Source organism: Pseudomonas sp. H2_D02 (genome assembly GCF_054677635.1).
Genome location: NZ_CP162816.1, coordinates 442,007 through 464,269, shown reverse-complemented (window position 1 = coordinate 464,269; position 22,263 = coordinate 442,007). Strand labels below are relative to the sequence as shown.

The following is a 22,263-nucleotide window of genomic DNA, read 5'->3' as shown; positions in this document are numbered from 1 at the left end:
CTGGCTGTGCTCGGCATTGCTGCTGGCGGGCCTGATGCTGGGTGGCCTGCACGCCGACTGGGACTTTGCGCAGATCAGCCGGCGGGCGCAAGCATTATATGGACCGTTGGGGGAAGGGCAGCAGCGGATCGATGCATGGCAGGAATTGTTGGCGACGCAGAAGCAGATTCCGGAATTGGAACAGCTCAAGGTGGTGAACCTGTTCTTCAACAAGAAGGTGCGCTACGTGGAAGACATCGACCTGTGGCGGGAGGTCGATTACTGGGAAACCCCGATCCAGGCGCTGTGGAAGGGCGCAGGCGATTGTGAGGACTACGCGATTGCCAAGTACTTCAGCCTGCGTCACCTCGGCGTTTCCAGTGACAAGCTGCGCATCACCTACGTCAAGGCCCTGCGGCAGAACCGTGCGCACATGGTGCTCACCTACTACGCCACCCCTGATGCGATGCCGCTGGTACTCGACAGCCTGATCGACGGCATCCTGCCGGCCAGCCAGCGAACCGACTTGCTCCCGGTCTACTCCTTCAACGCCGAGGGACTGTGGCTGCCGGGCACCAAGGGCAACAAAAAAGTGAGTGATACCAAGCGCCTGTCGCGGTGGCAGGATGTGTTGAAGAAAATGCAGGCCGAAGGTTTTCCGGTCGAGACGACTAACTAGGAGCGCGCGCTCAGATGTCCTTGTTCAAACAGCTGTTGATCGCTATTTGTCTGTTCCTGGTGGTTGCCTTCAGCGGCAGCTTCATGGTCAGCCTGGAGAGCTCGCGGGCCCAGTACGTCAATCAACTGCGCTCCCACGCCCAGGACGCAGCCACGGCGCTGGCACTGTCCTTGACGCCGAACATCGACGACCCGGCGATGGTCGAGTTGATGGTCAGCTCGATCTTCGACAGCGGCTACTACGCAAGCATCCGCGTGGTCGATGTGGCCACCGACAAGACCCTGGTCGAGCGCACCGGTACCCCTGACGCCGGCAGCGTTCCTCAGTGGTTCATCAAGCTCATTGGCCTGGAGCCGGCCGGCGGCGACGCGATTGTCAGCCGCGGTTGGGAGCAGGCGGCGCGGGTCGAAGTGGTCAGCCATCCGATGTTCGCCCTCGCCAAGCTGTGGCAGAGCGCCCTGGGCAGCCTGGGCTGGCTATTGCTATGCGGCGCCGTGAGCGCGGTGTTGGGAGCCTTGCTGCTGCGTCGCCAGCTCAAGCCGCTGGACTACATGGTGCATCAGTCCCACGCCATCGCCCGGCGCGAATTCCTGAGCCTGCCGGAGCTGCCACGTACGCCTGAACTGCGCCGGGTGGTGCAGGCGATGAACCAGATGGTCGAGAAGCTCAAGGCACTGTTCCAGGAGCAGGCCGAGCGCAGCGAGAAGCTGCGGATCGAGTCGTACCAGGACAACCTCACCGGATTGGCCAACCGGCGCTATTTCGAGATGCAGTTGCATGCACGGGTGAGCAATCCCGAGCAGGCCAGTTCCGGTTATCTGCTGTTGTTGCGGGTCAAGGACCTCGCCGGTCTGAACCAGCGGCTGGGCGGGCAGCGCACTGACCAGTTGCTCAAGGCCGTGGGTGAGCAATTATTGCGTGAGTGCGCTCGGTACCCGGAAACCCATAACCTGGTGACGCGCATTCGCGGTGGTGAGTTCGCCGTGCTGGCGCCCGGACTGGTCCGTGAGGAGGCGCTGCAACTGGCGCAAAACCTCGAAGCGGCATTGGCGAGCCTGCATGCCACCGGCGCGACGGACATGGCGACGGTGGCCTCCATCGGGCTGGCGCCGTTCGTCCATGGCGACTCGCCGCAAGCGGTGCTCCAGCTCGGCGACCAGGCGTTGGCCCAGGCCGAAAGCCAGGGCGAACCGAGCTGGGCCTGCCTGGATCACAGCGCATCGGCCAGCGTCGGCGATGATCACCATGCCTGGCACAACCTGCTTGACCAGGCCCTGGACAATCAACGTTTCGAGCTGTACTTCCAACCCGTGGTGGCCGCCCAGGACACCCAGGTGGTGCTGCATTACAAGGTGCTTTCGCGGCTGCTGGACGAGCAGGGCCAGACAATCCCTGCCGGGCGTTTCCTGCCTTGGCTGGAGCGCTTTGGCTGGACCGCGCGACTGGATCGCCTGATGCTCGAACAGGTCCTCAAGCAGATGGCCGGGCACGAACAGTCCTTAGCGTTGAACCTGTCTTCCGCCACGCTGGCCGATCCGCAGGCGCTGGCCAAGGTTTTTGAAATACTGCGGTCCCACTCCAACCTTGGGTCGCGCCTGACGCTGGAGATTGGTGAAGAGCAACTGCCCGAGCAAGCGGTGCTGGAGCAATTGACCCGGCAGTTGCGCGAGCTTGGTTTCTCCCTGAGCCTGCAGCGCTTTGGTGGGCGGTTCAGCATGATCGGCAACTTGTCGCGGCTGGGGTTGGCCTATCTGAAGATCGATGGCAGTTACATTCGCGCGATTGATCAGGAGAGCGACAAGCGTCTGTTCATTGAAGCTATCCAGCGTGCCGCCCATAGTATTGATCTGCCGTTGATTGCTGAGCGGGTGGAGACGGAGGGGGAGTTGGCGGTGATTCGGGAGATGGGGTTGTTTGGGGTGCAGGGGCAGTTGGTGGGTGAGCCTCGGCGTTGGGGGTGAGGCGGCTTATACGCTGCTGATCGGGTACATATCCGTTGCTGCGGTAACGGCGGCTTAGGGTTCCGCCCTTACGGCGGGTCACTTTTTTCAGACGCCAAAAAAGTAACCAAAAAGGCTTGGCGGTATGACTCACCCACATGGGTTACAAATCAGTTCACTCACATAGGTAACAGTTTTTAACTGGCAGGGTCGGTTTTCGAGGATCTGACCATGCCATGGCGAGAGCTGAAACCTATGGACCTGAAACTGCTGTTCATTGCGGACTTCATCAAAGGCCCGCCCAGCTTCAGTGCGCTTTGCCAAGCCTACGAGATCAGCCGCAAGACTGGCTATAAATGGGTCGAGCGGTATGAGAGGGAAGGGCCCGCCGGACTGGAAGAACATAGCCGTCGTCGGCTTACCCAGGAATGGGTAGTGCCGCTGGCTGTCCGTGAGGCGATCATTGAGTTACGCGGTCGGGGTGAGACAGAGCCTGGCCCCAAGAAAATTCAGGCGGCTTTGCTCGAGCGTTTTCCTGACCAGGCGCCGCCATCAAAGACGTCGATCTACAACATTCTAAAGAAAGCTGAGCTGGTCAAACCACGCCGATTGCGCCAACGGGTGGCGGTTTATCCCAAACCACTGCAGAGAGCAGAGGCTCCCAACCAGCTATTCAGCGCCGATTACAAAGGCCAATTCCTGACAGGTGCGGGCGTCTGGTGCTATCCATTGACGATCATGGACCATGCCAGTCGTTTCTTGCTCGCTTGCCACAGCATGGCTAACACCAACTTCCAGGAAACCCAGGCGGTGTTTACTCAGGTGTTTCGTGAGCATGGTCTGCCGGAGCGCATTCGTACCGACAATGGAGTTCCGTTTGCGAGCAAAGGGCGTGCGGGCCTTTCCCGATTATCCATCTGGTGGTTGCGCCTGGGGATCATTCCTGAGCGGATCGCACCCGGCAGGCCGGAGCAAAATGGCCGACATGAACGTATGCATCGAACGTTGAAAAGCACTCTTCCGTCACCGCCAGCGGTAGCGTGGGAGGCCCAACAACGGCACTTTGACCGTTTCAGGCAACATTACAACTATGAGCGTTTTCACGAGGCTCTGAAGCAGAAGACACCCGCGTCCTGCTATGAGCCTTCGTCCCGCCAAAACCCTGAGAAGCTTCCTGAGATGACCTACCCGAGCCATATCGATAGCCTCCAAGCGGACTGCTCGGGCATCGTCAATCGTCGTGGTCTAAGGATCTACGTCGGCTATGTGCTCAAGCACCAGACCATTGGGCTGGAGCAAATAGAGGATGGGATCTGGGATGTTATCTTCGGTCCAATAATCCTGGGACGCATTGACGTAAGAGATGCCATTGATGGCTACGTGACACTCCGGGTGTTACCTATGTGAGTGCACTTTTTTGTAACCCATGTGGGTGATCCGTATATGGCCCACCACTCGGTGCCTCGCCGAGGCTCGGCATGCCCTCACTCCGGCATTGCTCCGTGGGCCCGCCGCGATGGGCCATCCATGGCCCTGCGCGGCTAACCCGGCATCCATGCCGGGTTGCCCACTCCACAATGCCTGCGTTCGGCCATCGTGGTTAACGGGGCCTGGCAGATCAAAAGCAAAAGCCAAAGCAAAAGCCAAAGCCAAAGCCAAAGCGAGGCGGCTTGATGGCCGATCTGGTTCTTGGTGAGACCGCGTTTGCCCTGTGGGAGCGAGCCTGCTCGCGAAGACAATCGAACGGTCGATGAAGATGTGAATGCACTGGCCTCTTCGCGAGCAGGCTCGCTCCCACAGGACTTGCGGCAAACCTGCATCGGGCTGCTGCTGGAAATCCGATGTGGGAGCGAGCTTGCTCGCGATAGCGGTGGTTCAGCTAAATAAATGCTGGCAGACACCTTGCCCTTGCCCTTGCCCTTGCCCTTGCCCTTGCCCTTGCCCTGCTTTTGATTTTGATTTTGATTTTGATCTTGATTTTGATCTTGATCTCGACGCCCCGTTAACCACGCTGGCCCATCGCGGCGGGCCCACGGAGCAATGCCGGAGTGAGGGAACACCTCGCCTAGGCGAGGTGCCGAGTGGTGGGGCACAGCGTTTTTGGTTACTTTTTTGGCGTCTGAAAAAAGTGACCCGCTGTAAGGGCGGAACCGCCAGCAGCCGTTACCGCAGAAATGGATCCACCCCCTAAAAGCCAGGTCCTAGGAGATTTCCTTCAAGTTGTGGCGAAGTTGGTGAACTTGTCCGGCGTCCATCTAGTGGCTAGTCTGGGTTTGTCACTGAAAAAACGGTGACACGGACGTGCAAGTCCGAAGAAACTGTTTAGGATGCGACGCTACATCGCTCATGGGCTTTTTTCTGTCCACTGGCTTTATGGCGGCTGCACGCGGGAGATCCTTGGATCTGCCGGGTGTCCTAAACAGGCCCGGTCTTGCACACCTGCGTACGGCCGCCACCCTCATTCGCGTGCAAGCGAACGGTGACGGTTTCCACTTAACTGTTTAGGAAATCTCAAATGTTCAAAGCAACTCCAAATCCGCCAGGAAGCCCTGGCAACGCCTCTGACAAATCCTCGAAATCCAAAAAACTCGACGAAGCCGCCGAACGCGTCCTCGACTATTACCTCAACCCCAAACCCGCCGATCAATCCTCGAACAAATCCCAAGGGCCCCAACTCTTCATGGTCGCCCCGGACATCGACACCGAAACACTACTGGCCAACGCCTCCGAAGACCTGCTGTCCATCAGCGCCATCGCCGCCAACCTGGCAGATGACGTCGACGGCTCGCGCCGCAGCGTGATCCTGGCGATCAGCCGCATGGCGGATGGGGTGCATTTGCTGGTGGAACGGGCGATGGATCGGCTTGAGGTTCAAGCCACAATCTGAAAGACCTGTGGTGAATTGAAGACCGCTTTCGCGAGCAAGCTCGCTCCCACACTGATCTGTGTTGAACCGAAATATCGAAATCAACACAAAATGAACTGTGGGAGCGAGCCTGCTCGCGAAGGCGTCAGCCCAGACAATTCCAAACCCGTGGCGAGGGGATTTATCCCCGTTGGGCTGCGTAGCAGCCCCAGATACCTAAAGGTGAACTGCCTGACACACCGAGGCGGCTGGGTTTTAGGGCCGCTGCGCAGCCCAGCGGGGATAAATCCCCTCGCCACAGGTGTTGTGTGCTGCCTGAAATGACGTGGGAGCCTAGATCAACCCCTTCTCATCATCATCGATCAACCGGCTCAGCCCGCCCAGCGCTTCACGGGCCTGGTTGCGGTCCATCAGCTTGGCCTGGGCCGCGGGTGGCAGGTCGGTGACGCGAATGACGCCTTTGCTGGTCAGCACCTGGATCAAGTCATCGAGTACCCGGATCATCTCCAAGTCGCTTTGCTTGAGCTGCTTGAGGCTGTTTTCTACTGCCTGGTTGGCGAACCAGTCCTGGATTTCATGGTTGTCGGCCGGCAAGGTCTCGGTGGCCTCGGCGTAAGCGGTGGCTTCGACGCGCACCAGCAGGCCTTGTGCATCACGTTGCACATAAAACATCGGGCATCCCTCATGTATGAAGCGGCGTCATGCTGGGCAGCATAGGCCAACCAGGGGGCGTTTGAACACTTATCCGTGGCGAGGGAGCTTGCTCCCGCTGGGCTGCTCGGCAGCCCTAAAAACAGGGCCGCTTCGCGCCCCAGCGGGAGCAAGCTCCCTCGCCACGGGGTCCGTGTCAGCGTCAGCTGTTGTTGTGATCGATCTTGATGGTCGGATCACTGCCGGCGATGAGGGAGTTCAGGTTGATGTTCGACCAGTTGTTGCCTTCGAGCTTGATCGTCACGTCCGGCGCCGCTGCGCTGTTGGCCGTGTTGAACTGGCCGGTGGTGCTGACTTGCAAGGAGGAAACGCCATCGACCGTGGTGATTTTCAGGAAGTGGTCGATGGTACTGCCGGTTTCGCCCTGCAGCAGGTCCCGCAGATCGATCCGATCACCGTCGCCGGCCTTGAAGTCCTTGATCACGTCAGTACCGGTGTCGCCGGATTTCCAGACGAAGGTGTCGCCGCCCAGGCCACCGATCAGGGTGTCGTTGCCCTTGCCGCCGATCAGGGTATCGGCACCGCTGCCACCGAGCAGGATGTCATTGCCCTTGCCACCGTCCAGCAGGTCGTTGCCGCCCTGGCCGAACAGGATGTCGTTACCGGCGCCGCCCAGCAGGGTGTCGTTGCCATCATGCGCGCCAGACACATCGAACGCGGTGTAGTGCTCGGTGATGTACTGGTGCACGTTGCTGGTGGTGATCTTGCTGACGTCGACGCCGCTTTGCTGGGCCACGAACGACTGGATCGCCTGGTAACCCTCGCCGGTGATGCCGTTGAAGCTCACCAGATCGCCGAAGAGGATGTCATTGCCGTCGCCGCCATTGACCGTGTCGGCACCTGGCAACGTCGCTTCGGTGTGGCCGATGATCGAGTTGGCCAGGTCCTTGGGGTCGATGTTGGTTTGCGGCTTGCCATCGGAGTCGTACGGCTTGAGGTCGTCAAGGGTCACGCCGTTGTTCAGGCCGATGGCTTCAACGTTGCTCAAGCCTTTGAGCAGGGTGAAGCTGGCCGTTGAGCCGGCTGCTGCCGAGGCGTCGCTCCACCCGCCGCCGTCCACGTTGGAGAACTCGAACGTACCGTTGCCCTCGGCATGCACCGTGCCGACGTAGTCTTTATTCCAATTCTTGCCGTTCTTGATCGACAGGAACATGTCCCCATTTTCTTCGATAGTGAATTTGTGTGTGCTGTCGATCGTCTGGGTGTAGTACTTGCCAACGGTGTAGTTGGCCGCGCTCAGGACGTCGTCGAGCTTGACGGTGCCGTACAACACTGGGTTCGTCTCTTCGCCGGACTGGTAGCGCGTTGGCTCACCGTCGGTGATGAAGTACGTCAGGTTCTTCGCACCGGTATTGCTCAGGGCCTGGGTGCTGTTGAAGAAGTTTGCGGTGGTCTTGAACACGTCTTCATAGTTGGTATTGCCGCCGGACACCATCGAGTCGAGCACGTTCTTGAGCAGTGTCAGCGCGTTCGGATCGTTGAGGTTGACCGCAACGTTCTTGTTGACCTGGTTATCGAAGTCCGCCAGGAAGATGTTCACCGTCCCGGAGTTGCTGCCCAGGCTCTGCTTGAGGGTGTTGAACACTTGGGTCAACGAGTTCTTCGCGGCGGTGACGGACGAGTCGCTCATGCTGCCGGAGCTGTCGACCATGAAGGCGATGTTGTAGTTGACGCCCGGCACCACGGTCAGTCCGCCGATGTCGGCGACCACGATGTCGTTGCCGTCGGTACCGGTGACATTGTCGCTGCCGGAGGTAGCGGTGGCGGCGTTATAGGTCGCCGGGTAAACGGTGACCGGGATCTGCGCGGTCGTCACTGCCGATCCGCCGAGGGATTCGGTGGAGGTCGACGTTACCGTCAGGTTGATCTGGCCGTTGTAGTAGGTCGGTGGCGTCAGGTTCAGACTGCCCAGGTTCCAGCCAGTCACGGAGGCCTCGCCGTTGGCACCGACGATCGCGGTGTGGCCGGCGCCGTCGCTCAGCACGCTGCCTTCCGGCATGCCGCCGATTTTCACGCTCAGGCTTTCGGAGCCGTCGGTGTCGGTCAGGGCGGTGGTGATCTTCGACAGGTTCACGCTGCCGCCTTCGCCACCTTCGTTGAGCTTGAAGCCGTCGTAGTAGCCTTCGCCGTTGGTACCGTGCAGGTCGGAAACGCTGACCCCGGCGTTCGTCAGGTCGGTGACGCCGGTGTAGAGCGGTACGCCGGCACTGCTCAGGTCTACCGGCGTGCTGCCGTTGATCGACAGGTTCACGTCATAGCTGCCCGGGCCGGTCTGGTTGTGGTGGTAGATGTCCAGGGTGTAGTAGCCGCTGCTGGTCGGGGTGAACGACCCATTGAGCTGGCCACCCGCGCCCCAGGTGATACCCGCCACGTCCTTGCCGCCGACAGTCACCAACAGGCTGTCATCGCCCGTGCCACTGAAGGTATAGGTCTTGCCAGCTTCCAGGAAAATCAGCCCCGAGGTCTTCGACGCGGTGCCCGGATTGACGTTGCTGTCGTTCTGGACGTTGGTCACGTTGGTGCTGCTGTTCGGCGTGCCGGCGGCATCGATCACCGACTTGAGTGTGCCGGACGGCGCGCCGCTGCCATCGGTGCCCAGGCCCGACAGGCCGGTCCAGACTTCCTTGATCAAGCCAGTGGAGGTCACGTTGTTGCCGGCCACGTTGAGGGTCGGTGCGTCGGCAGTCGGCGTGATGTCGATCTTCACGGTGCCGGTGTTGCCCAGCGCCTGGCCGTCGGTAGGCTGGAACTTGATCTGCGTGTAGTCAGCCTGTTGGTTGCCCACGCCGCTGCCACCGTAGCCATTGGTCCCGGATTCATTGGCATCTGGCGTGAAGCGCAGCTTGCCGGCATCGATATCGGCCTTGGTGAAGGTCTGGTTGTTGGCCACGTCCTTCCAGGTCGCACCGTCCAGGTACTGCAGCTTGCCATCGCCAGGCAGCCCGGTGATTTTCACGCCCTGGCTGGCGGCGGAGCTGTCCACGTCGCTGACGCCGAAGGTCGACCAGCCAAGCACCAGCGAAGTGTCTTCGGTACCGGTCACCGAACCGCCCGTGGCGACCGGTGCATCGTTGACGCCGACCACGTTCACGGTGGTGGTGGCGGTGTTGGAGTAGCTTGCGCCGTCAGTCACCGTCACGGTGATCACGCGCGGTACGCTGCTCGGGTCTTCGCTGTTGTTGATGAAGCTGATGTTCTTGATCTGCTGCATGTAGTCGGCCAGCGTCGCATTGCCCGTCAGCGTCAGGACGACTTTGCCGTCGGTGCTGTTGGCGTTGATGCTGATGCCGTTGACGCTGTTGCCCAGGTTCAGATGATCGCCAGGCTGACGGTTGGTCAGCACGATGGTGGCGCCGGTCAGCATCGTGCTGTCCGGGTCGGTGATCTTCAGGTCGGTGTCGGCGATGGACACGCCCGGGCCGGAAGTGCCTTCGGTGAAGGTCACCTGGTAGTCGGCGCCGGTCTTGCCGCTGGAATCGTTGGCATCCAGGTCAAGCGCAGGCGGCGTGTCGTTGTCGATGATCGACGTACTGACGCTGCCGTTGGTCCCACTGACCGCCAGGTGCTCGAAATTGCCGCCAGTGGCCGAGTCGATCTTGACCACGAAGTTTTCAGTGCCTTCGGTGATCTTGTCGTCCAGGGTGGCCACGTTGAAGCTGGCGCTGGTGGCGTTGGCCGGAATCTTCACGGTGTAGACGCCGGTAAAGTCCGAGCCGTCGGCGGCGGTACCGCTGTAGACGATCTTCACCGTCACTTCGGTTTGCGCCGGGTTCGTCAGGCTGACGGTGTACGTGGCGGCCTGGCCTTCGGTGACGGAGGTGCTGCCGCTGATGCTGACGGTGGTGTTGTCGACAGTGTCGCCCACGGCCGTCGACGCGCCGGCGCTATTGACGCCGATGGCTTCGAGATTGCCTCCGGAGGCCGATTTGATCGACTCGGTGATGGACGGCGCACCGGTGTAGACATCGTTGCCGACATGCACATCGAGCGCACCCGAGCTTGCGCCGGCGGCGATGGTGATGGTCTTGCCGCTTTCCAAGGTCACGGTCACAGGACCGTTCTGAGCGGTGACGGGTTTGCCGTCGGCGCCGGTCAGGGTGGCGGTGTAGGTGATGGTGCCGTTTTCGTTCACGTTCGGCGTGGCGGTCAGCGTCACGGTGGTGGTGTCGTTGACGTCGCTGACGACGGTGCTGACTGGAGCGGTGTTCGGTGCGATGGCTTCGAGGTTGCCACCGGATGCATCTTTGATCGACTCGGTGACGGTCGTTGGGCCTTGGTAGACGTCATTGCCGACAGGCACATCGAGCGCGCCCGAGCTTGCGCCCGCAGCGATGGTGATGGTCTTGCCGCTTTCCAGGGTCACGGTCACAGGACCGTTTTGCGCGGTGACAGGTTTGCCGTCGGCGCCGGTCAGGGTGGCGGTGTAGGTAATGGTGCCGTTTTCATTCACGGTCGGTGTGGCGGTCAATGTCACCGTGGTGGTGTCGTTGACATCGCTAACGATGGTGCTGACCGGCGCGGTGTTTGGCGCGATGGCTTCGAGGTTGCCACCGGATGCATCTTTGATCGATTCGGTGACGGTCGTTGGGCCCTGGTACACGTCATTGCCGACAGGCACATCGAGCGCACCCGAGCTTGCGCCCTCAGCGATGGTGATGGTCTTGCCGCTTTCCAAAGTCACGGTCACTGGGCCGTTCTGCGCGGTGACGGGTTTGCCGTCAGCACCGGTCAGCGTGGCGGTGTAAGTGATGGTGCCGTTTTCATTCACGGTCGGCGTGGCGGTCAGGGTCACCGTGGTGGTGTCGTTGACGTCGCTGACTACGGTGCTGACTGGAGCAGTGTTTGGAGCAATGGCTTCGAGGTTGCCGCCGGATGCATCTTTGATCGATTCGGTGACGGTCGTTGGGCCTTGGTAGACGTCGTTGCCGACCGGCACATCGAGCGCACCCGAACTTGCACCGGCAGCGATGGTGATGGTCTTGCCGCTTTCCAAAGTCACAGTCACTGGACCGTTCTGCGCAGTGACGGGTTTGCCGTCGGTGCCGGTCAGGGTGGCGGTGTAGGTGATGGTGCCGTTTTCGTTCACGGTCGGTGTGGCGGTCAATGTCACCGTGGTGGTGTCGTTGACGTCGCTGACGATGGTGCTAACTGGAGCAGTGTTTGGAGCAATGGCTTCGAGATTACCGCCGGATGCATCTTTGATCGATTCGGTGACAGTCGTTGGACCTTGGTACACGTCGTTGCCGACAGGCACATCGAGCGCACCCGAGCTTGCGCCCGCAGCGATGGTGATGGTCTTGCCGCTTTCCAACGTTACGGTCACTGGGCCGTTTTGCGCGGTGACCGGTTTGCCGTCAGCACCGGTCAGGGTGGCGGTGTAGGTGATGGTGCCGTTTTCATTCACGGTCGGTGTGGCGGTCAGCGTCACCGTGGTGGTGTCGTTGACATCGCTGACCTCGGTGCTCACAGGCGCTGTGTTCGGTGCGATGGCTTCGAGGTTGCCGCCCGTCGCGGTACTGATGCTTTCCGTGACGGTGGTTGGGCCTTGGTAGACGTCATTTCCGACAGGCACATCGAGCGCACCCGAGCTTGCGCCAGCGGCGATGGTGATGGTCTTGCCGCTTTCCAACGTTACGGTCACTGGACCGTTTTGCGCGGTGACAGGTTTGCCGTCAGCACCGGTCAAAGTGGCGGTGTAGGTGATCGTGCCGTTTTCATTCACGGTCGGCGTGGCGGTCAGGGTCACCGTGGTGGTGTCATCGACATCGCTAACGATGGTGCTGACCGGCGCGGTGTTTGGCGCGATGGCTTCGAGGTTGCCGCCCGATGCCGAAGCAATCGACTCGGTCACGGTGGTCGGGCCTTGGTAGACGTCATTACCGACAGGCACATCGAGCGCACCCGAGCTTGCGCCGGCAGCGATGGTGATGGTCTTGCCGCTGTCCAACGTGACGGTCACAGGACCGTTCTGAGCGGTGACAGGTTTCCCATCGGCCCCGGTCAGGGTGGCGGTGTAGGTGATGGTGCCGTTCTCGTTCACGGTCGGCGTAGCGGTCAATGTCACCGTGGTGGTGTCATCGACATCGCTAACGATGGTGCTGACCGGCGCGGTGTTTGGCGCAATGGCTTCGAGGTTGCCGCCCGATGCCGAAGCAATCGACTCGGTGACGGTCGTTGGGCCTTGATACACGTCGTTGCCGACCGGCACATCGAGCGCACCTGAGCTTGCACCGGCAGCGATGGTGATGGTCTTGCCGCTGTCCAGGGTGACGGTCACCGGACCGTTCTGAGCAGTGACAGGTTTGCCGTCGGCACCGGTCAGAGTGGCGGTGTAAGTAATCGTGCCGTTTTCATTCACGGTTGGCGTGGCGGTCAATGTCACCGTGGTGGTGTCATTGACATCGCTGACCACGGTGCTGACCGGAGCGGTGTTAGGAGCAATGGCTTCCAAGTTACCGCCCGATGCCGAAGCAATCGATTCGGTGACGGTGGTTGGGCCTTGGTACACGTCGTTGCCGACAGGCACATTGAGCTCACCCGAACTTGCGCCGGCTGCAATAGTGATGGTCTTGCCGCTTTCCAGGGTGACGGTCACCGGACCGTTCTGAGCGGTGACGGGTTTTCCGTCAGCACCGGTCAGGGTGGCGGTGTAAGTGATCGTGCCGTTTTCATTCACGGTCGGCGTAGCGGTCAATGTCACCGTGGTGGTGTCGTCGACATCGCTGACGACGGTGCTGACTGGAGCGGTGTTTGGCGCGATGGCTTCGAGATTACCGCCGGATGCATCTTTGATCGATTCGGTGACAGTCGTTGGACCTTGGTACACGTCGTTGCCGACAGGCACATTGAGCTCGCCCGAGCTTGCACCCGCAGCGATGGTGATGGTTTTGCCGCTGTCCAGGGTCACGGTCACAGGACCGTTCTGCGCGGTGACGGGTTTTCCGTCAGCACCGGTCAGGGTGGCGGTGTAAGTGATCGTGCCGTTTTCATTCACGGTCGGCGTAGCGGTCAATGTCACCGTGGTGGTGTCGTCGACATCGCTGACGACGGTGCTGACTGGAGCGGTGTTTGGCGCGATGGCTTCGAGATTACCGCCGGATGCATCTTTGATCGACTCGGTGACAGTCGTTGGGCCTTGGTACACGTCGTTGCCGACAGGCACATCGAGCGCGCCTGAACTTGCGCCGCAGCGGCGATGGTGATGGTCTTGCCGCTTTCCAACGTTACGGTCACCGGACCGTTCTGAGCGGTGACAGGTTTGCCGTCTGCGCCGGTCAGCGTGGCGGTGTAGGTGATGGTGCCGTTTTCGTTCACGGTCGGCGTGGCGGTCAATGTCACCGTGGTGGTGTCATCGACATCGCTAACGATGGTGCTGACCGGAACGGTGTTAGGAGCAATGGCTTCCAAGTTACCGCCCGATGCCGAGGCAATCGATTCGGTGACGGTAGTTGGGCCTTGGTACACGTCGTTGCCGACAGGCACATTGAGCTCACCCGAACTTGCGCCGGCTGCAATAGTGATGGTCTTGCCGCTGTCCAAAGTCACAGTCACTGGACCGTTCTGCGCAGTGACGGGTTTTCCGTCAGCACCGGTCAGAGTTGCGGTGTAAGTGATGGTGCCGTTTTCGTTCACGGTTGGCGTAGCGGTCAGCGTCACGGTGGTGGTGTCGTTGACATCGCTGACGATGGTGCTGACCGGAGCGGTGTTAGGAGCAATGGCTTCGAAGTTACCGCCCGATGCCGAGGCAATCGACTCGGTCACGGTGGTCGGGCCTTGGTAGACGTCATTACCGACAGGCACATCGAGCGCACCCGAGCTTGCGCCTAGCAGCGATGGTGATGGTCTTGCCGCTGTCCAACGTGACGGTCACAGGACCGTTCTGAGCGGTGACAGGTTTCCCATCGGCCCCGGTCAGGGTGGCGGTGTAGGTGATGGTGCCGTTCTCGTTCACGGTCGGCGTAGCGGTCAATGTCACCGTGGTGGTGTCATCGACATCGCTAACGATGGTGCTGACCGGCGCGGTGTTTGGCGCAATGGCTTCGAGGTTGCCGCCCGATGCCGAAGCAATCGACTCGGTGACGGTCGTTGGGCCTTGATACACGTCGTTGCCGACCGGCACATCGAGCGCACCTGAGCTTGCACCGGCAGCGATGGTGATGGTCTTGCCGCTGTCCAGGGTGACGGTCACCGGACCGTTCTGAGCAGTGACAGGTTTGCCGTCGGCACCGGTCAGAGTGGCGGTGTAAGTAATCGTGCCGTTTTCATTCACGGTTGGCGTGGCGGTCAATGTCACCGTGGTGGTGTCATTGACATCGCTGACCACGGTGCTGACCGGAGCGGTGTTAGGAGCAATGGCTTCCAAGTTACCGCCCGATGCCGAAGCAATCGATTCGGTGACGGTGGTTGGGCCTTGGTACACGTCGTTGCCGACAGGCACATTGAGCTCACCCGAACTTGCGCCGGCTGCAATAGTGATGGTCTTGCCGCTTTCCAGGGTGACGGTCACCGGACCGTTCTGAGCGGTGACGGGTTTTCCGTCAGCACCGGTCAGAGTTGCGGTGTAAGTGATCGTGCCGTTTTCATTCACGGTTGGCGTGGCGGTCAATGTCACCGTGGTGGTGTCATCGACATCGCTAACGATGGTGCTGACCGGCGCGGTGTTTGGCGCGATGGCTTCGAGGTTGCCGCCCGATGCCGAAGCAATCGACTCGGTGACGGTCGTTGGGCCTTGATACACGTCGTTGCCGACCGGCACATCGAGCGCACCTGAGCTTGCACCGGCAGCGATGGTGATGGTCTTGCCGCTGTCCAGGGTGACGGTCACCGGACCGTTCTGCGCGGTGACGGGTTTGCCGTCAGCACCGGTCAAAGTGGCGGTGTAAGTAATCGTGCCGTTTTCATTCACGGTTGGCGTGGCGGTCAATGTCACCGTGGTGGTGTCGTTGACATCGCTGACCACGGTGCTGACCGGAGCGGTGTTTGGCGCAATGGCTTCCAGGTTGCCACCGGATGCCGAAGCAATCGACTCAGTCACGGTGGTCGGGCCTTGGTAGACGTCATTACCGACCGGCACATCGAGCGCACCCGAACTTGCACCGGCTGCGATGGTGATGGTCTTACCGCTGTCCAAAGTCACGGTCACTGGACCGTTCTGCGCGGTGACAGGTTTTCCGTCGGCACCGGTCAGCGTGGCGGTGTAGGTGATGGTGCCGTTTTCGTTCACGGTCGGCGTGGCGGTCAATGTCACCGTGGTGGTGTCATCGACATCGCTAACGATGGTGCTGACCGGAGCGGTGTTAGGAGCAATGGCTTCCAAGTTACCGCCCGATGCCGAAGCAATCGATTCGGTGACGGTGGTTGGGCCTTGGTACACGTCGTTGCCGACAGGCACATTGAGCTCACCCGAACTTGCGCCGGCTGCAATAGTGATGGTCTTGCCGCTTTCCAACGTTACGGTAACCGGACCGTTCTGAGCGGTGACGGGTTTTCCGTCAGCACCGGTCAGGGTCGCGGTGTAGGTGATCGTGCCGTTTTCATTCACGGTCGGCGTAGCGGTCAGCGTCAGGGTAGTGGCATCTACCGAGTCGGTAATCGTAGTCACCGCAGGCGCCGTGCTCGGCACCAGATTCTCAAAGTTACCGCCGGTTGCGCCAGTGATCGTGGTGCTGACGGTACTGCCGTTGTTGTAGACGTCGTTGGCTGGGGTATCGACAGCCACGGTACCGGTAGTTTGACCAGCAGCAATAGTAATGACCGAGCCGTTGCTCAAGGCCACAGTCACCGGGGTCTGAGCCGGATTGGTCAGCGTCGCGGTGTAAGTGATCTGGCCGCCTTCGGTAATCGTGTTGTTCGCGCTCAGGGTGACGGTGGTGGTGTCGATGGTGTCGGTGATCTGGGTCACTGCCGGCGTGGTCGGCACGGTCACGGCGATGCCGCCGCCGCCGGTGGTGCCCGTAACGGTTACGCTGATCTGGCTTGGGTCGTTGTAGACGGTGTCGTTCGGCGCGAGCGGTACGTTGACGCTACCGGTCAGTTGTCCGGCCTGGATCACGATGACCGCACCGTTGGACAAGGTCACGGTCAGGTTGGTCAGTGGCGCCTGGGTAACGGTTGCGGTGTAGACCAGCACGCCGCCGGCTTCGGTGATGGTCGGCGTGGCGCTCAGGCTCATGGTCGCATTGAGCACGGCGTTGGCTGTCGTATCGGCGGTGTCGCCACCCAAGATGTTGTTGTCGGTCGCGGCGGCTGCAGCGAGGCCTGCGGTCGGGAAGCCGATCGTCGGATCGACGCTGCCGGCCGTGGCGTCCAGCACGACGAAGCTGTGGCCGCCACCGGCGGCGCCACCTGTACCCGCGGCGGTTGGGCCTGCGGCGGTGGCTTCCAGGGCGGTCGTCGGGTCGACGCCGGCGGCGATGGCTTGCTGCAACTCATCTACAGAAGGCGCGGCTTGGGCTGTGGCCTGTTCGAGGTCGGTGGAAGAGTCCGGAGCGCTGGCGCTCCACTGAGTGTCGCGACCCAGGTCCAGCGTGCGGCCATCGGCCAGCTCCAATGTGACGGCGCCGGCAGGGCCGGTGTCCAACTGGTCGCCCACATTCAGGCGATCGCCCTCAATGAGTACGCGCCGAATACCTTCGGGGGATACGGCGAAAACCTGACCAACAATGCTTTTGACAACGGCAATAACACTGCTCATTGAAGACTCTCCGGGTACCACGTTCAGTAGACTTCCATGGACCCGACAGCCTCGATGGCCATAGCGGTCTGGACGTTCATGCTCACTAAGGGAAAATGTTTTGACGCTTTAATTTGACAATATTTTGACTGTATTTTTCGGCGTATTTTGTTTCTGCCAAACTATTGACCTTCTGCCGGCCATCCTAAACAATCGGTTCCGTAATGTCACATTGATATTTAAGCGGCGACCTGTTCTTTCGGTGCGTGTTCCAGCCCCTGTTTTGAACTTTCCGACATACGGTCATTCCGGTTGCCATCATCCGATGCAGCGCCACGTTTCGCTGTGATTCAAGACAAGAGTTTCGGGAATAAACCAACCATGCGTTCGCACCTGCTCAAGGCTTTACCTTTCGCCCTCGCCGCCAGTTTCGTACAAGCACAAACCTTGCCGCAGGCCATGCAACAGGCATTGGACGTCCACCCGGAAATCCAGGCCGGCGTGAACAGTCGCCTGGCGGCGGACTATCAGCTCAAGGCGGCCAAAGGCGGCTACCTGCCTAGAGTGGACCTTGCAGCCGGTTATGGCCGTGAAGGCACCGACAGTGTGACGACCCGTTCGGGCAGCAATAATCATTGGGAAACCTTGAACCGCAGCGAGTCGAGCCTGCGTCTGTCGCAAATGGTTTTTGACGGTTTTGCGACGTCCAGCGAAGTAGGGCGTCAACAAGCCAACGTTAATTCCCGTGCTTATTCCTTGCTGGACGCGTCCGAGCGCACCGGGCTGACCGTGGCCCAGGTCTACCTGGACGTGCTGACCCGTCGCGAGTTCGTGCGCCTGGCCGAGGAAAACCTCAAGAGCCACGAGCGCATTTACGACCAGATCAAGCTGCGCACCTCCCGTGGCGTGGGCAGCGGTGCCGACCTGGACCAGGCCGAAGCGCGCATGGCCCAGGCCCGCAACAACCTGATCACTGAACAAACCAACCTGGCCGATGCCGAGACCAATTACCTCAGCGCCGTCGGCCAACTGCCCGATCAGTTGGATCGTCCCGCCGACTTTATGGCGCTGTTGCCGGCCAACCTGACCGAAGCCCGTGCCCAGATGCTGGAAAACAGCCCGGTGCTGCGTTCGGCCGAAGCCGACATCGCCGCTGCCGAGAAACAATATGAAGCTGCCAAGTCGAGCTTCTACCCACGCTTTGACGCCGAGCTGGGCCGCACCGCCGACAACGACCTGGACGGCCAGAACGGCCACAACAACGAGTGGCAAGCCATGCTGCGCATGCGCTTCAACCTGTATGCCGGTGGCAGTAACAAGGCCGACCTGGAGTCCAAGTCCTACCTGTCGAACCAGGCGTTGGATATTCGCAACAACGCGCTGCGCCAGTTGAACGAAGAGCTTGGCCTGGCCTGGAACGCCCTGAACAACGCCAACGCCCAGGTGCCGGTTGCCCAGCAATATGTGGATCGCAGCAACAGCGTGCGCACCGCCTATCAGCGTCAGTTCAGCCTGGGTGAGCGCACCCTGCTCGATTTGCTCGACAGCGAAAACGAGCTGTTCAGCGCCTCCCGCCGCCTGGCGGAGATCAAGAATGTGCAGCTGTTCACCCAGTACCGCATCAAGGCGACCATGGGCCAGTTGCTGAAAAGCCAGGGTGTGGTCGCGCCGTTGGCATCGGTTGTGCAGAACGACGTGAAACCCAAGGTCCAGTTGCCTGGGATGAATTGAGTCCTCCAACCCGTTTCAATCAGTCAGAGTGCCGAGCGTGGAATCAGAAGTCAGTCCAGTCGAACTAGTCCATGACCCGCGCACGCTGCACGACGACCCGCTGTTGGATGGTTTGCTGGCGCTCTGCATGCTGCATCAGAAGCCTGCCAGCGCGGCGATGCTCACCACCGGCCTGCCGTTGCCCAAGCAACGGCTGAGCGTCGAATTATTGTCGCGTGCGGCGGCCCGTGCCGGTCTGCAAGGCCGGGTGCTGCAACGCAAGCTCGAGCAAATCCCCGCCATCGCCATGCCGGCGCTACTGCTGCTGAAAGAAGGCCGCAGCGCCGTCCTGCTGGGCTGGGCCGAGGACGGCCAGGCGCGTTTGCTGCTCAGCGAAAGCGACGGCGGTGAGGTCACCGTCAGCCGTGAACTGCTCGCCGATGACTACAGCGGCAAGGTGTTCTTCGCCCAGCCGCAGCATAAATTTGACGTTAATCACGGCACGCTCATTCCCCGGGCGCGTTCGTGGTTTCGCGACACCCTCAAGCGGTCCCGCTGGCTGTACGCCGACGCCATCGCCGCCAGCCTGCTGATCAATATCATCGCCATGGCCGCGCCGCTGTTCGTGATGAACGTCTACGACCGCGTGGTGCCGAACCAGGCCGAATCGACGCTGTGGGTATTGGCGGTCGGCATCACCGGCGCCTATGTGTTCGACCTCATCCTGAAAATGCTGCGCAGCCTGTGCCTGGATCTGGCGGGCAAGAAAACCGACCTGATCATCTCGGCGACACTGTTCGAGCGCATCGTCGGCATGGCGATGAAATATCGTCCGGCGCGGGTGGGCAGCTTCGCCCAGAACATCCATGAGTTTCAAAGCCTGCGGGACTTCCTGGCCTCGCTGACGCTCACCAGCCTGATCGACCTTCCGTTCACTCTGTTGATCTTCATGGTCATCGCGATCCTCGGTGGGCATCTGGTGTGGATTCCGGTGGTGGCGTTTCCGCTTGCGCTGTTGATCGGTTATGCGCTGCAGAAGCCGTTGGTGGCGACCATGGAGCGAACCATGGCCCTGGGCGCCGAGCGCCAGTCCAGCCTGATCGAGACCCTGGCCGGCCTGGACGCGGTGAAGGTCAACAACGCCGAGAGCGAGCGCCAGTACCAATGGGAACAGACCATCGGCACCCTCAGTCGCCTTGAGCTGCGGGTGAAGATGTTGTCCGGCCTGGCGATGAACATCACGTTGCTGATCCAGCAACTGGCCGGCGTGGTCATGATTGTCTTCGGCGTCTACCAGATCATCGCCGGCAATCTCAGCATGGGCGGGCTGGTTGCCTGCTACATGCTCAGCGGCCGCGCCCTCAGCCCGCTGGCATCGCTCTCGGGTTTGCTGACCCGCTATCAGCAGGCGCGGGTGACGATGACGTCCGTCGACCAGATGATGGAGTTGCCACAGGAGCGCAATTTCGAAGAGCGTCCGCTGAGCCGCAAGGTGTTGCAGGGGGCGATCGAGTGCCGCCAGCTGAACTTCACCTACCCGAACCAGCAGAACGCCGCGTTGAAGAACATCAACCTGGTGATCAAGCCCGGCGAGAAGATCGGCATCATCGGCCGCAGCGGCTCGGGCAAGAGCTCCCTGGCCAAGTTGCTGGTGGGTCTGTACCAACCGGACGACGGCGCATTGCTGGTGGATGGTGTGGACATTCGCCAGATCGACGTCAGCGAGCTGCGCTACAACATTGGCTACGTGCCCCAGGACATCCAGCTGCTGGCCGGCACCCTGCGCGACAACCTGACCTCCGGCGCCCGCTACGTCGAAGATGAACTGGTGCTCCAGGCTGCAGAACTCGCGGGCGTGCATGAATTTGCCCGCCTGCATCCGCAAGGTTACGAACTGCAAGTCGGCGAGCGCGGGCAGAACCTGTCCGGCGGCCAGCGGCAAAACGTCGCCCTGTCCCGCGCGCTGCTCCTCAACCCGCCCATCCTGCTGTTGGACGAACCCACCAGTGCCATGGACAACACCGGTGAAGAACGCTTGAAACAGCGCCTGGCCGCCGTGGTGGAAAACAAGACCGTGCTGCTGGTGACGCACCGGGCATCGTTGCTGTCGCTGGTGGATCGCCTGATCGTGATCGATCGGGGGCAGATCCTCGCCGATGGCCCGAAAGCCGCCGTCATGGAAGCGTTGAAGAAGGGGCAGATCAGTGTTGCTTAAATCGGATTCAAAAGGCGCTATCGGCCGCTACTTCAAAGGTTCCGAGTCGCTGCACGGCCAGCCGCTGCCCGAGGTCAACAAGGCGCTGATCGAAGACGCTCCCCGCGTGGTGCGCCTGACGATCTGGGGCATCATTGCCTTCTTCGTTTTCCTGGTGTTGTGGGCCAACTTTGCGGTGATCGACGAAGTCACCAAGGGCGACGGCAAGGCGATCCCATCGTCCAAGATCCAGAAAATCCAAAACCTTGAAGGCGGCATCGTCGCTGAGCTGTTCGTCAAGGAAGGGCAGATCGTCGAGGCCGGGGCGCCGTTGATTCGCCTGGACGACACCCGGTTTGCCTCCAACGTCGGCGAAACCGAGGCGGATCGCCTGTCGATGCTGTTGCGGGTCGAGCGCCTGAGTGCCGAAGTCGATGACCGGCCGTTGAAGTTTCCGCCCGATGTACTCAAGGCAGTACCGGGCCAGGCTGCCAGCGAGGAGTCGCTGTACATCAGCCGCCGTCAGCAATTGCACGATGAGATCGGTGGCTTGCAGGAGCAGTTGATCCAGCGTCAGCAGGAGCTGCGCGAGTTCATTTCCAAGCAGGCGCAATATCGCTCTGGCCTGGCACTGCAACGCCAGGAAATCAACATGTCCGAGCCGTTGGTGGCCCAAGGCGCGGTATCGCCGGTGGAAGTGCTGCGGCTCAAGCGCGCCGAAGTCGAGACCCGTGGGCAACTGGACGCCACGACGCTGGCGATTCCCCGTGCCGAATCGGCGATCAAGGAAGTGCAGCGCAAGATCGACGAGACCCGCGGCAAATTCCGCAGTGAAGCGCTGACCCAACTCAACGAAGCGCGCACCGACCTGAACAAGGCCCAGGCCACCGGCAAGGCCCTGGAAGATCGCGTTAGCCGTACCCTGGTGACATCGCCGGTGCGCGGCATCGTCAACAAGATGCTGGTGAATACCATTGGCGGTGTGATCCAGCCGGGTAGTGACCTGATAGAAATCGTGCCGCTGGACGACACCATCCTGGTGGAAGCGAAAATCCGTCCCCAGGACATCGCTTTCCTGCACCCTGGCCAAGACGCCACGGTGAAATTCACGGCGTATGACTACACCATCTATGGCGGGATGAAAGCCAAGCTGGAACAGATTGGTGCCGACACCATCACCGATGAAGACAAGAAGACCACCTACTACATCATCAAGCTGCGCACCGAACGCAGCCACCTGGGCACGCCTGAAAAGCCCTTGCTGATCATCCCGGGGATGGTAGCGTCGGTGGACATTATCACCGGCAAGAAAACCATCCTGAGCTACCTGCTCAAACCGATCATCAAGGCCCGGTCCGAGGCGTTGCACGAGCGGTAAATAGATATTTGCGGCGCACGCGCTTTTGTGGCGAGGGGATTTATCCCCGCTGGGCTGCGCAGCAGCCCCAACCAGCCACTTCGGTGTGTCAGGCATATTTGCATTCAGCCATTCAGGGCTGCTGCGCACCCCAG

The 22,263-nt window shown here is 60.8% G+C and carries 10 protein-coding genes and 1 pseudogene; 7 read left to right on the top strand and 4 right to left on the bottom strand.

Going from position 1 to position 22,263, the window contains the following annotated elements:
* Nucleotides 1–34: 34 nt before the first annotated feature.
* The 4 genes from lapG (at nt 35) to AB4N42_RS02045 (ending at nt 5,485) form a co-directional block, all read left to right on the top strand.
* Complete coding sequence (gene lapG / locus AB4N42_RS02060) at nt 35–658, top strand: cysteine protease LapG (RefSeq protein WP_407684463.1); 624 nt, start codon at nt 35–37, stop codon at nt 656–658.
* Between the two features lie 14 nt (nt 659–672).
* Nucleotides 673–2,619 (top strand): cyclic di-GMP receptor LapD, encoded by a 1,947-nt coding sequence (gene lapD, locus AB4N42_RS02055; RefSeq protein ID WP_407684460.1) that lies wholly within the window; start codon nt 673–675, stop codon nt 2,617–2,619.
* A gap of 210 nt (nt 2,620–2,829) precedes the next feature.
* Nucleotides 2,830–4,005, top strand: coding sequence for an integrase core domain-containing protein (locus AB4N42_RS02050; protein ID WP_460115793.1), 1,176 nt, complete (start codon nt 2,830–2,832; stop codon nt 4,003–4,005).
* A 1,108-nt stretch (nt 4,006–5,113) separates the two neighbouring features.
* Complete coding sequence (locus AB4N42_RS02045) at nt 5,114–5,485, top strand: DUF6124 family protein (protein ID WP_030138322.1); 372 nt, start codon at nt 5,114–5,116, stop codon at nt 5,483–5,485.
* A gap of 312 nt (nt 5,486–5,797) precedes the next feature.
* Here AB4N42_RS02045 and AB4N42_RS02040 read toward each other — a convergent pair whose 3' ends face one another.
* From AB4N42_RS02040 to AB4N42_RS02025, 4 genes and pseudogenes are all read right to left on the bottom strand, one after another.
* Nucleotides 5,798–6,136 carry a hypothetical protein gene (locus AB4N42_RS02040; RefSeq protein WP_014335964.1) on the bottom strand — a complete coding sequence of 113 codons (339 nt, stop codon included), beginning with the start codon at nt 6,134–6,136 and terminating at the stop codon, nt 5,798–5,800.
* A 181-nt stretch (nt 6,137–6,317) separates the two neighbouring features.
* Nucleotides 6,318–13,337, bottom strand: coding sequence for an immunoglobulin-like domain-containing protein (locus tag AB4N42_RS02035; protein WP_460115792.1), 7,020 nt, complete (start codon nt 13,335–13,337; stop codon nt 6,318–6,320).
* Between the two features lie 77 nt (nt 13,338–13,414).
* Nucleotides 13,415–13,975 (bottom strand): annotated as a pseudogene (locus tag AB4N42_RS02030) (immunoglobulin-like domain-containing protein); the annotation flags it as partial.
* Nucleotides 13,962–16,868, bottom strand: a complete 2,907-nt coding sequence (locus AB4N42_RS02025; protein WP_460115791.1) for a retention module-containing protein — start codon at nt 16,866–16,868, stop codon at nt 13,962–13,964. The gene AB4N42_RS02025 and the pseudogene AB4N42_RS02030, both read right to left, overlap by 14 nt.
* Before the next feature lie 360 nt (nt 16,869–17,228).
* On the opposite strand from AB4N42_RS02025, the gene AB4N42_RS02020 reads away from it, so the two are divergent.
* The 3 genes from AB4N42_RS02020 to AB4N42_RS02010 are packed head-to-tail and all read left to right on the top strand — an operon-like array spanning nt 17,229 to nt 22,129.
* Nucleotides 17,229–18,578 carry a TolC family outer membrane protein gene (locus tag AB4N42_RS02020; protein WP_030138006.1) on the top strand — a complete coding sequence of 450 codons (1,350 nt, stop codon included), beginning with the start codon at nt 17,229–17,231 and terminating at the stop codon, nt 18,576–18,578.
* Nucleotides 18,579–18,615: 37 nt separating this feature from the next.
* Nucleotides 18,616–20,772, top strand: coding sequence for a type I secretion system permease/ATPase (locus tag AB4N42_RS02015; RefSeq protein ID WP_258648665.1), 2,157 nt, complete (start codon nt 18,616–18,618; stop codon nt 20,770–20,772).
* Nucleotides 20,762–22,129 carry an HlyD family type I secretion periplasmic adaptor subunit gene (locus AB4N42_RS02010; RefSeq protein ID WP_198797002.1) on the top strand — a complete coding sequence of 456 codons (1,368 nt, stop codon included), beginning with the start codon at nt 20,762–20,764 and terminating at the stop codon, nt 22,127–22,129. Before AB4N42_RS02015 ends, AB4N42_RS02010 begins: the two co-directional genes overlap by 11 nt.
* Nucleotides 22,130–22,263: the final 134 nt, after the last annotated feature.

Excerpts from the sequence above, each read along its gene's own strand:
- lapD (WP_407684460.1), top strand. The coding sequence starts at position 673 with ATGTCCTTGTTCAAACAGCTGTTGATCGCTATTTGTCTGTTCCTGGTG.
- lapG (WP_407684463.1), top strand. The coding sequence starts at position 35 with ATGCTGGGTGGCCTGCACGCCGACTGGGACTTTGCGCAGATCAGCCGG.
- AB4N42_RS02040 (WP_014335964.1), bottom strand. The coding sequence starts at position 6,136 with ATGTTTTATGTGCAACGTGATGCACAAGGCCTGCTGGTGCGCGTCGAA.
- AB4N42_RS02050 (WP_460115793.1), top strand. The coding sequence starts at position 2,830 with ATGCCATGGCGAGAGCTGAAACCTATGGACCTGAAACTGCTGTTCATT.
- AB4N42_RS02025 (WP_460115791.1), bottom strand. The coding sequence starts at position 16,868 with ATGAGCAGTGTTATTGCCGTTGTCAAAAGCATTGTTGGTCAGGTTTTC.
- AB4N42_RS02020 (WP_030138006.1), top strand. The coding sequence starts at position 17,229 with ATGCGTTCGCACCTGCTCAAGGCTTTACCTTTCGCCCTCGCCGCCAGT.
- AB4N42_RS02045 (WP_030138322.1), top strand. The coding sequence starts at position 5,114 with ATGTTCAAAGCAACTCCAAATCCGCCAGGAAGCCCTGGCAACGCCTCT.